Source organism: Aliiruegeria haliotis (assembly GCF_003003255.1).
GTDB classification, from domain to species: Bacteria; Pseudomonadota; Alphaproteobacteria; order Rhodobacterales; family Rhodobacteraceae; genus Tropicimonas; species Tropicimonas haliotis.
Genome location: NZ_PVTD01000019.1, coordinates 20,528 through 30,900, shown reverse-complemented (window position 1 = coordinate 30,900; position 10,373 = coordinate 20,528). Strand labels below are relative to the sequence as shown.

Sequence of the window (10,373 nt, the reverse complement as noted above, 5' to 3'; positions counted from 1 at the left end):
ACCCCGCAGCTTCGTTCAATCCGGCTTCAATGAGGTCCGCGACACCACTTGGCGTCGATCTCACGCACGCGGACCTCACGGAACCCTCCAGATTCTTGACCAAAACTGTAAAATCCACCTGCGGACTCCAGGTGGCGGAATCCATCGACCGGAATCCACCCGGGGAATCCACCCCGGCAACGACACAGAACGGACATCCGAATGGAGCTGGTATTCTCCCCCGACCGGATCGAGGCTTGGCCGGTCGAAAGGCTGCGTCCCTATGCCGGCAACGCGAAGATGCACGGTCAGGACCAGGTCGCGAAGATCGCCGCCAGCACGGCGGAGTTCGGCTGGACGGTTCCCTGCATGGTGGCCGACGACGGCGAACTGATCGCCGACCACGGTTGGGTGCTGGCAGCCTCGATGCTCGGCCTGAAAGAGGTGCCGGTCATCCGGCTCTCGCATCTCGACGAGGCGGAGCGGCGCGCCTACCGGATCGCCGACAACCGGCTGACCGAGCTGGGCGAGTGGGACGAGGAGATCCTGCGCGAGGAGATCTCCGGTCTTCTCGCCGAGGATTTCGACCTCTCATTGCTGGGCTTCGACGACGAGGATCTCGATGCGCTGCTTCGGGATCCGAAGGACGCCGACGATGGCGCCTCGGAGGGCGAGGAGGATGTTCCAGAACCGCCGGCCACCCCGGTCACTGTCGAGGGCGACCTCTGGCAGCTCGGGAACCATCGGCTGATCTGCGGCGACAGCACATCGGTAGATGTGGTTGGGCGAGTGCTCGGCTCGGTCAAGCCGATGCTGATGGTCACCGATCCGCCCTATGGCGTGGCCTATGATCCGTCCTGGCGGAACAAGACAGGCGCGACCGCCACGCGCCGGACCAGCAAGGTTCAGAACGACGACCGGGCCGACTGGCGCGAGGCCTGGGCGCTATTTCCCGGCTGGTGCTGAGCCGGGGCGATTATCACTGGCAGCACGAACCCTGCTGGTATGCCGTGCGGAAGACCGGCAAGGGGCACGGGGCCGGGGACCGGAAACAGATCACGCTCTGGCAGATCGCCAACCGCGATCAAGACGTCGAGACCGTGCACGGCACACAGAAGTCGGTCGAATGCATGCGCCGCCCGATCCTCAACAATTCCGATCCCGGACAGGCGGTCTTTGAGCCCTTCATGGGGTCTGGCACGACGCTGATCGCGGCCGAGACCACCAATCGGATCTGCCTCGGCGTCGAGTTCAACCCGGCCTATGTCGATGTGGCGGTGGAGCGCTGGCAGCGCTTTCACGGGCAAGGACGCGGTGCACGAGGAAACCGGCGCCAGCTGGTCGGAGCTGCAGGCGGAAAGGGTCGTAGCAAACAAATGAATGGCCGCGGGATCGCGGCCATCATGATCGGTGAGTTAGCGGCGGGTCAGGAGCCGGCGATCCGGTAGACCCTGCCGCGCTCGGGCTCGGCCGTTGCCACCACGGCCAGCCCGAGCTTCTTGCGCAGCGTGCCGGAAATCGCGCCGCGAACCGTATGCGCCTGCCAGCCGGTGGTCTCGGATATCTCGGCGATGGTCGCGCCGCCCGGTGCGGAGAGCATCTCGATCAGCCGGGCCTGCTTGGTGCTGGCGCGCGGCGCGCTGGGCGTGGGTTCGGTCGGCTCCGGGTTTCGCCGGTTCAGGCGGGTTCGGATCTCGGCAGGCGACAATCCGATCGCTGCGAGCCCGGCCTCAGTGGCGATCAGCGTCGTGCCGTGACCGTCACCGGTCTCGCGCCAGAACGCCACACCCTGGTCGATGTTGGCATCGACTTCCTCGAGGAAGCCGAGTTCGGTCATCCTGGCGACGGCCTTCCTAGCAGCGGCGCCGTGCAGGCCTTTCGGCAGCGGCATGGCCAGCGCATCGGCGCGGGCGGCGGCGAGGTCCAGAATGCGGATCTGGGTGTCAGTGAGGTCGGGCATGCTGGGCTCCGTGGATGCGGGCCGGCGGAATGCAGACCCTCCTACAAGGCCGGGGCCCGGTCGGCGCGTCCTGATCGGGCACACGCTCCGGGCCAGCGGGGAAGTCGCCTGCCTATTCGGCGTGTTCGCCCTCGTGGAAGGCGCTGTCGGTGATCTCGTGCAACCGGGCGGCATGGTGCTGCGGCGTGCCGACATCGCCCCAGCTGGCTTCTTCGGGATGGGTGTTGAAATGTTCGTCGCTCAGGGCCTGCAGGCGACTCAGCATCTCGTCGATTTTGGCTTTCGTGGCAATGAAGGCGCTCAGGGCTTCGGCCTCGTTCTGTTGGCGGCGGGTCTTCATGGCTGGTTCCCGATGCTGATCTCTTTCGTTGCAATCAGAATCGCTCTGGCAGCGTGATCAATCAACGATAATCGAAGCAATATCATTGCTTTAATTAGATTCTAGGTCGATCGATGCAGGGCACGAGCGAACGGGACTACGCGGCCCATACCGGGCTCTTCCGTGGAGCAATCCAGAAAGCGAAACGCACCGGGCGGCTGGTGCTCTTCGCCGATGGCTCGATCGATGCCGCGGCCTCGATGCCCGACTGGCCGAAACGACCGATCCGGATCAGCGACGCCGCTCGGTGGGCGAGACAGCCCTCTCCGGACCGGGCGAGAGGAGCTCCTACCTCAAGGCCTGGACAGCGCCGACGACATCCTGCGGTCCTGGCGCCGAGGCATGCGGCCCGATCCGGACTTGACGGTCCCGGAATAAGCCAATCTGCTCGCCTCGTTCTCACCCGAAGGCGCCAGTTTCACTCCCTTAGAAATCGCCACCACCGCGCATCCACATCGGTCGTTGATCCGTTTGCCCGACAGGTCCCCGCTCAGGCCGATCTTGCCGACTCAATCGGCAACGGGCGCTGTTGCCATCGTCGCGGCAAAGGAAACAGTCCTCGCTGCAAAGCATCGATCTGACCGAAACAAGGCGTTGGTTTGTGCCATGTTGCGGTGTCAGGCTTCCCGGATCCAGGCTTCAGCCATAGCAAGATCGGCGAAAGCGAAGGTACGAACTTCGGCCGGCATGAAAATGGTGAATGGGCTGACCACATTGCGGATCCGGGCTTGATCGGCGACCACGCCGATCCGCCTGAAATCTTTCAGATGCGCCACTCCAAGCCGCGCATCGTCCAATGCTGCCGGGGAACTTAACCCTTCGTAGTCGTCCGCGAATATGTAGCGCAGCTTGACCTCGCCTACCGATTGCACCGCCAAATCCATGGCTGGTATCAGATGGTCCTGATAATCGGCATGGGTGATTTTGCCGTGTCCAGTTGCAGTCAGCAATGCATTGCCAGCATCAAAGCTCGTATCAATCATCTGTTTTCCTTTCTGGTTGATCGATCCTTGAATTCTGTCCGCATTGAATGTGCGGGGACTGGACGCCAGACATTCGCGGGTGCGGCTTGGGGTTTCTCCGGAATTCGTTCGGCGGCCACGGCGGCGAAAGCAGCCCTTGCAGCGGGCTGGCAAGCTTGGCGATCAATAGAAGACGACCAAGAGGATACATGGGACTCACAAACGATTTATTCCAAGGTCGCCGGGGAGAAATCTGTTTATATCTGGAACCTGAAGTTCAACCGGGCGGGAGAGCTGTTTGGATCAAAAAAAACGTTATCGAGTTCGGTTTGCGTGTACTTCGTTTTGTTGGGAAAGGTTTCCCGAATCCCGTTTCTATTCGTACACAACTCTTGAATTGATGGCCCCTGCCTGAGTTTCGGTTCATACGGATGTCAACCAAAACGGCAGATCAACGACAGAGGCTTTCTCCGCCGCCGTTTTCTTTGCAATACCGACCGTCGCAGCAGGTGCGGCCGGCACAGTTTTCGCCGCGACCGACGCATTCGCTTCGGTTTTGAGTGCTGAGGAACGAACCGATCAGCTCCGTCTGTTTCGTCGGTGACTGAGACGCTCCCGGAACGGGTGACATCGCCGGCGCATCGAGCAATATCAACAGCCCCGCGATCCCGACTGCAAGGTTGGCAAATCTCATGATCGTGTCTCCTTTCATATGTCAAATTCCAACCGGGCTGGCATTGCCGCTGGCTTGCGCAGCGATCAGGCCGACTGCCCGAACCATGGCGCGGTCTCGACATCTGGCGCGCGAAGCATTCGCCTATTTGTGGCCGGTGCTAGGAAGCCGTTTTGAACCTTAATGCCCCGACAATACGAGCGTTTGGACCGGCATGAGCAACACCTGGATCCGAAGAATGAGAGCATGTACGAGCCCGACCGTGTCCACGAGGTGCAAGAAGAGGAACTCACCCAGAGGCAGATCCTCGTTTGCAAGGCGCTCGTGGTTGTAGGTATAGGCGTTGGCAACACATTTCGAGCCGCGTGGGATCGCGTCGACGCTGCCTTCGGCGACAGGAACCATCGTGACCATAACGGTCCCCGGACGCGCCCGATCCTGGATGTCCTGAAGTTGGTCCGATGGTTGGAATTGTCCGGAAGGAAGGAAATCCTGTACCTCCACGATCACCATGGGAATGATAACGAAGGGGTTGGAACGACAGGTGAGTTCAGCCACCATGCCGGTTTTGAGGACTTGCGTGGAGACCTGATCGAACCCGGCCAAAAACCGGTCCTGGTTGACGTCGGGCGGCACAAGGATACCGGCCGGACGCATCAGTGGGGTCACGAGGTCGCCCGGTTGCAAGGCGAATTGCTGCACCTCCCCGGAGATGCTGGCATAGACGGTTGATTGCGCCAGCGCGCGTTCCGCCTCGTATAGTTCAGCCTCGGCCGTGACCAGTTGCGCCGGAAGCAGAACCGTCTTCTTCGTTTCGATAGCCTTGTAGTTGGCCTCGGCCGTCGCAAGGGCGCCCGCGTTGCTCTGAACGAGATTCTCCAGCCTCTCGACTTCGCGCTTGGCAACTGCAGCGCTGCCTTGCTGAAGGAGTTGCTGCTGCACCGCGAGTTCCTCGTGGGCCTGTTCGAGGTTGCCCAAAGCCTGATCGATGGTACCCTGCGCGGCGGCCAGTTCATCCTCGACCAGTTTGAAATGTGCCTTGGTCTCGTCGACCCTGGCGATGGCGGTGTCCCTGTCCGCGATTTGTTCGTCGTCTTCGAGCGTGAAGATCACGTCGCCAACCTCGATCGTCATGTTGTTTTGAACCTGCACCTCCTTCACCCGGCCGACACGTTCGGGAAGGACACTCACGGTTCGGAAGAACGAACTCACGTTCGTCGTGGATGGATGATAGTAGAACACCACCGTAATGAGCGAGATCGTCAGGATCATGCAGCCGGTCAGGCCATAACGGAGCTCGTACCAGACCGTAAACAGCGTGATCTCACGCCCGAAGCGTTTTCCCTGCCCAAAGCGACGAAAGAGATAGTCCGGCAGGATCGTGAGCATCGAGCAAAGGATGAGTTCCAGCATCGATCAGCCTCCTTCTGCCCGCGGGCCAGTATGGTCGGAAGGGGTGTCGGTTCGGGCGTCGATCTCTTGTGTGACGGCGCCGACTTCTGGCGCGGCGGCGGCCAGCGTTTGCGCCGCGTGGATTTCACTAAGCAGGATCGCCACACGCTCCTGCGACTTCGCCATCGTGAGGACCGGCGTGATGAAATCGGGGAGTTTGATCGCTGCCAGCAGGATCGCGAAGATCCAGAACAAGTTGTTGTGGGTGAACAGGGCCAGCAGCGCCAGGATCGCGACAAGCTGGAACTGGGCGGTATCGTGCGCCATTTTCTCCGGCAGAGAGTGCAGCTTGAAATAGAATAGGCCGAGCAGAAACACGGCAAGCAGGATGAAGACGACGATGATGGTGAAAAGTATGTCGGATTCGCCAAATGGCGTCATGTAGTAGGGCAAATGCACGTCATGCAGGTCGAATTGCCCACCCGCCGCGGCAGCTTCGGCCGCAGCATCGCCGGCACCGTGCTCTGCGCCCGAAGCCTCCGGTGCAGCAGTAGTCGCTTGCGCAGGCACTTCGCCTGTGGCTTCCGACGCAGCGGCGCTCGCGGGTGCAGGTGCATCGCCGGAAGGCTCGGATGCCTGGGAAGGGGCGGAATCCTGCTCACTGGCAGGCGTGTCTCCTTCTCCGTCGGAGGTCTTTTCGATGATGCCGGCAGTATCCGCAGTAGCAGCCCCTTCGGCTTCCGATGTATGCGGCGTTGCATCGACAGGAACCGCTGCGCCGGAAATCTCTTCTGCCGCTTGGGCTTGCGTGGCCTCGGGTTGAGGTGATGCCGCCGGGTCGGACCGAGAGGATTCCGGTTCCGACGCCAGCGCGCCCGTTGCGTCGGTGTGGCCGTCATTGGCTTGCGGCCGGACAGCGTCCGCAGGCTCTTCGGAGGGCGATTGTGTGCTGTCGGACGGTGATGTCGGCGAGTCCGCCTGGTCAGTCGGTACTTTACTGGGAAATGTCTGCTCTGCTGTTTCCGGCGCGATTTGCGGCTCCCCAGTCGAGGGGTCAATCACGTCACTGGTGGTACTTTCAGTTGCTGGTACAGCCTGTTCCGGCGTACCAGCGGGGTCTTCCTGCTGGGGTGCGGGGCGTTCAGGTGGTGCTGTGGCTTCGGCCACAGGCAGCGCCGACTCGGATGTTTTTTCAGGGTCTGCCTCAAGGTCGACCTTGCCGTCATCAGGGCCTTCAGCGCCCCGGTCATCCAAACCGGAATCGAGCTCTTTCAATATGGAATCTGTATCGATGCTTTGACCGGTTGACGTATCTGTCATGTCAGCCTTCCGTATTGGTTGAACCCGCTTTCGGCTTTTCTCGCCGGCCGAGCCGGACCTTGGTTCAGGAGTTCCGGTTGTACTGATCAGGCGCCCCTGAGCACCGGCTCCCGGTCGTTTCGAATTCCGGCAATTTGGCCGGGAAGGCCGGCACGACCATGTTCAGCAGGACGACCGCAAGCACGGTTGACAGGACATCGATCTCGCCCATCGGGACCAGTTCGCCGGGGGCCATGAACTCGGGGCCGGGGGACGCGACCGTGATACTGCCGTGTGCGGCTTCAGGTGCGGCAACGACGTGGCGCGCTAGCGTGAACGCTGGCGCATCAACCTCAATAGCGCTCTGATCGCCCCCCAGGTCGCCATCGTTTTCGACATTCGATCCGGGTGCGTCGAGCAAGTCGTTTGGCACGAAAGAACCCTCCGGTTGCACCTGACCGTTATTGCTGTCGATCGGCCGCACCGGATGTTCATCCATGCTGTTCTCCAGCTCTTTCAGGACGGTATCGGAATCGATGTCGGTCTCCGAAGAACCGGGCAGAAGCAGTTTTGAATCCGGTTCCAGGATGTCAGACGGGAGTTCCTCCGGCAGTTCGGTCGATAGGCCCGATTCTGCGGCCCCATCCAGAGACTTGACGGGGTTATTATCCATGCCGGCTTCAAGATCTTTCAACACCGCATCCGTGTCGATGCCCGAGTCCGTTTCGTTTTCTTTTGTGGCCGTGTCTGTCATGCCTGCCCTCCATCAAGGTTTGCGTGCGATTTCCGGGCCGCAATCTCGCAGCCACAGAGGAGCGCGGCGAAACCGGGGCGATCATCAAGCGCGCTCACGATAGCGGCCCGCCGGTAGCGCCCGGGACCTTCGATTGCCCAATGATGTGCCGCAATTCGTCGAGCAAAGTGGCCTTCATATCTCGGTAATCGGCAACCTCAGCCTGTCTGGAGCCATCGGTCACAGACTCGAACCGGAGAAGCATTTCGCTGGCGAGAACGAAATCTTCGCAGGCGGATCTGAACGACTCGTCCCCGATGAACAGGCGCCGTATCACGGCGCCGTCCCCCACGTCCTGTTCCAGAACCGTCTGTAGCACCTTGGTCGGCAAATAATCGTCGGGCACCGCACGGCCTCCCCTTCCGCTTTCGCAAACAGGCCCAAGGATGCTCGCCGAGTTGGTCTATCGACGTGAGGATATCTGTGTAGGCTACACCATGTGGCGAGAGGTCGAACGTTCCGGTTCGGACAGAGACTTGTTCTGGAAACGTAATTGTTTCAATGTGATCCCATCCAGAACACCGCGAAAACCGTTCCCGGGCCCAAATGAAACCTGACCGCGACCAGCCAGCAGCGGAAGAGATTCGTGCAGAGCTTGACCGCTTGCTCGGCTCCGATGACTTTGACGCTCCGGTCAGAGAGCGGGACTTTTTGCGCTATGTTGTAGAGGAAAGCCTTGGCGGGCGCGCGGAGCGCATCAAGGCATATTCTGTCGGCGTCTCTGTTTTCAGCCGGCCCGACACGTTCGATCCGCAAAGCGATCCTGTGGTCCGCATCGCTGCGCGCCGGTTGCGCCGTTCCATGGAGCGATACTACCTGCTCGGCGGGAAAAAGACTCCGCTTCGGATATCGATTCCGAAGGGCACCTATGCTCCGAGTTTCAAAAGGGTGGAACCGCCGGAACCAGCAACTCTCGGGCGGGACGCGGGCGGGAGGAGCGAGGGCGTTGCGATTCAGATGCCGTCGATCCTGGTCGAACCCTTTGAGTGCGAGGGGGGCCTGTCTGACTATCCCGGGTTTGCAAGTGGCCTGACCCGTCACATCGTGGTTGCCCTGTCCAGGTTCTCGGATCTATTCGTCTACGGTGCCGATACCGTCGAAAGCCTGCGAAATGCCGCCGACAGGCAGTCGATCCTTGATGGTCTAGGCACCGACTTCATTCTGAAGGGGGGCGCGATTATCGGTGCGGAGAACCTCGTTGTCGAGGCGATGCTGGTACAATGCGAGGACGGTCGCGTGCTCTGGGCAGATCAGTTTGAAAGCGCGTTGCAACCGGACAAGATCGTTGCGATCCGGGATCTTGTCGCCGATCGTGTGGTTCGCGTTCTCGCTCAACCCTACGGTGTCATTTTCAGCAACAAGATCAAGGATCTGGACGGGACTTCGCCGGCAGATTTCGTGTCCTGTGATTGCGTGACACGGTACTACGAGTATTTCAGGGCTTTGCGCCGCGAGGATCATGCCGGTGTTACGGCATGCCTCGAAGATACGGTCAAACGAGAACCGGCATTCGCCGAGGCCCATGCCTGTCTGGCGCTTTGCTATGTCGACGCCTACCGGTTCGGGTTTCCCCTTGCGACCGAAGTGCCGGACCCACTGAAGCGCGCCGAGGCGTTGGCGGAGCGCGCCATCGTGCTTGCGCCCCGGTCCAGTCGCGGCTTCCATGCGCTGGCGCTGATCTACTGGTTCCAGAACGACGTCGAAGCGGCCATGGCGGCATTCGAGACGGGGTTGAAACTCAACCCGAACGCCACCGAAATCATGGCCGATCTTGGCCTTCGGCTGGCTTTGCGGTGCGACTGGGACCGCGCGGTGCCACTGCTGGAGAAGTCGTTTGCGCGCAATGCGGCTCAACCCGGTACATATCGGATCGGCCTGTGCCTCTATCATTTCGTGAACGGGCGATACGAAGAGGCCCTGTCGGAAGCGAAGCGTATCCATGCGCCGGATGTGATTTTCAGCCCGATGATGAAGGCCATCGCCCTTGTCAGATTGGGGCGTGACACCGAAGCCTGCAGCGCGATAGATCGCATGCTGTCGATCAATCCGGAGTATGGCCGGATCGTTCACGAAGACCTCATTGCCCGAAACGTCGACGAACACCTGGCAACCCAGGTCGTGGCCGCCCTTCGGGAAGCGGGTCTTTCAACGCTCTCGCCGGTGGCCTTGCCTTGAAACCTCCTATTGCCGCCCTGTCGGGATGTAGCCTCCCCCTGCCCGGGATGTAGTCTACATGACCTTCCTTGTTTACTGCCCAACCGGCTGAAATCCTTTATTCGAGGAGGTCGGCATCTCCGAAACGACCGGCTGTCGCATGCCGTCCGAATCCGCTTCGGATCTCGGGCCTGCAATCGTGGACATGTATCGTGGACATGTCCTGAACAACTGCACCCGATCCGGATGATCGATACGCCCGGCGCAGTCACCTGCCGACCGCCACCCCGTGAAGGAGGACACCCGATGTCAGGCAATGATCTCAAGGACCCCAACGCTCCGGTGCCAAGCGCGGCGGACCTGCGAATGGCGCTTCTGGAAAAGAAGATGGAGGAGATGGAGGCGAAGGAGAAAGCCATCGCCGCCGAGAAAGACAGGAAAGCCGCGTTCGCGGCCGAATTTCTGAGCAGCCACGTGACTGAGGATGAGCGCAAAGTCATCCGGCGGATGGTTCAGAATGCTGTCAAGAACGGTCAGTTCGAAGCGATGGTCTATTCCTTTTCGTCCGATCTTTGCACCGATAGCGGGCGCGCCATCAACAATGCCGAACCGGATTGGCCCGAGACCCTTCAGGGCAAGGCGCGGGAACTCTACGAACGTTACGTCGAGTACGCCAAGCCGCAGGGATACAAGCTCAAGGCGATGATCATCAACTTCCCGGGCGGGATGCCCGGAGATGTCGGCCTGTTCCTGAACTGGGCCCCCAAAGCCACCGGCTGACG

At 60.8% G+C, this 10,373-nt stretch carries 9 protein-coding genes and 2 pseudogenes; 4 read left to right on the top strand and 7 right to left on the bottom strand.

What is annotated here, in order from left to right:
* The first annotated feature begins 201 nt into the window (after nt 1-201).
* Nucleotides 202-1,359 (top strand): annotated as a pseudogene (locus CLV78_RS22795) (site-specific DNA-methyltransferase).
* Between the two features lie 46 nt (nt 1,360-1,405).
* Here CLV78_RS22795 and CLV78_RS22790 read toward each other — a convergent pair.
* On the bottom strand, nt 1,406-1,939 hold the full coding sequence (locus CLV78_RS22790; protein WP_106208354.1) for a DUF3489 domain-containing protein: 534 nt from the start codon (nt 1,937-1,939) through the stop codon (nt 1,406-1,408).
* A gap of 112 nt (nt 1,940-2,051) precedes the next feature.
* Nucleotides 2,052-2,279 carry a hypothetical protein gene (locus CLV78_RS22785; RefSeq protein WP_106208352.1) on the bottom strand — a complete coding sequence of 76 codons (228 nt, stop codon included), beginning with the start codon at nt 2,277-2,279 and terminating at the stop codon, nt 2,052-2,054.
* Nucleotides 2,280-2,392: 113 nt separating this feature from the next.
* Between CLV78_RS22785 and CLV78_RS24675 the strand changes: the two are divergent.
* Nucleotides 2,393-2,634 (top strand): annotated as a pseudogene (locus CLV78_RS24675) (hypothetical protein); the annotation flags it as partial.
* A gap of 301 nt (nt 2,635-2,935) precedes the next feature.
* Here the strand turns inward: CLV78_RS24675 and CLV78_RS22775 are convergent.
* From CLV78_RS22775 to CLV78_RS22750, 5 genes are all read right to left on the bottom strand, one after another.
* The gene (locus CLV78_RS22775; protein ID WP_106208348.1) at nt 2,936-3,301 is read right to left on the bottom strand and encodes a SpoIIAA family protein; all 366 of its coding nucleotides are present in this window, start codon (nt 3,299-3,301) and stop codon (nt 2,936-2,938) included.
* An 832-nt stretch (nt 3,302-4,133) separates the two neighbouring features.
* Complete coding sequence (locus tag CLV78_RS22765) at nt 4,134-5,366, bottom strand: HlyD family secretion protein (protein WP_106208344.1); 1,233 nt, start codon at nt 5,364-5,366, stop codon at nt 4,134-4,136.
* Between the two features lie 3 nt (nt 5,367-5,369).
* Nucleotides 5,370-6,665 carry a hypothetical protein gene (locus CLV78_RS22760; RefSeq protein WP_106208342.1) on the bottom strand — a complete coding sequence of 432 codons (1,296 nt, stop codon included), beginning with the start codon at nt 6,663-6,665 and terminating at the stop codon, nt 5,370-5,372.
* 64 nt (nt 6,666-6,729) lie between these two features.
* On the bottom strand, nt 6,730-7,398 hold the full coding sequence (locus CLV78_RS22755) for a hypothetical protein (RefSeq protein WP_106208341.1): 669 nt from the start codon (nt 7,396-7,398) through the stop codon (nt 6,730-6,732).
* Between the two features lie 94 nt (nt 7,399-7,492).
* A complete protein-coding gene (locus tag CLV78_RS22750) occupies nt 7,493-7,783 on the bottom strand; it encodes a hypothetical protein (RefSeq protein WP_106208339.1) in 291 nt (96 codons plus the stop codon).
* 200 nt (nt 7,784-7,983) lie between these two features.
* On the opposite strand from CLV78_RS22750, the gene CLV78_RS22745 reads away from it, so the two are divergent.
* Nucleotides 7,984-9,612 carry a tetratricopeptide repeat protein gene (locus tag CLV78_RS22745; protein ID WP_106208337.1) on the top strand — a complete coding sequence of 543 codons (1,629 nt, stop codon included), beginning with the start codon at nt 7,984-7,986 and terminating at the stop codon, nt 9,610-9,612.
* 285 nt (nt 9,613-9,897) lie between these two features.
* A complete protein-coding gene (locus CLV78_RS22740) occupies nt 9,898-10,371 on the top strand; it encodes a histidine kinase (RefSeq protein ID WP_106208335.1) in 474 nt (157 codons plus the stop codon).
* Nucleotides 10,372-10,373: the final 2 nt, after the last annotated feature.

Excerpts from the sequence above, each read along its gene's own strand:
- CLV78_RS22790 (WP_106208354.1), bottom strand. The coding sequence starts at position 1,939 with ATGCCCGACCTCACTGACACCCAGATCCGCATTCTGGACCTCGCCGCC.
- CLV78_RS22785 (WP_106208352.1), bottom strand. The coding sequence starts at position 2,279 with ATGAAGACCCGCCGCCAACAGAACGAGGCCGAAGCCCTGAGCGCCTTC.
- CLV78_RS22775 (WP_106208348.1), bottom strand. The coding sequence starts at position 3,301 with ATGATTGATACGAGCTTTGATGCTGGCAATGCATTGCTGACTGCAACT.
- CLV78_RS22765 (WP_106208344.1), bottom strand. The coding sequence starts at position 5,366 with ATGCTGGAACTCATCCTTTGCTCGATGCTCACGATCCTGCCGGACTAT.
- CLV78_RS22760 (WP_106208342.1), bottom strand. The coding sequence starts at position 6,665 with ATGACAGATACGTCAACCGGTCAAAGCATCGATACAGATTCCATATTG.
- CLV78_RS22755 (WP_106208341.1), bottom strand. The coding sequence starts at position 7,398 with ATGACAGACACGGCCACAAAAGAAAACGAAACGGACTCGGGCATCGAC.
- CLV78_RS22745 (WP_106208337.1), top strand. The coding sequence starts at position 7,984 with ATGAAACCTGACCGCGACCAGCCAGCAGCGGAAGAGATTCGTGCAGAG.
- CLV78_RS22740 (WP_106208335.1), top strand. The coding sequence starts at position 9,898 with ATGTCAGGCAATGATCTCAAGGACCCCAACGCTCCGGTGCCAAGCGCG.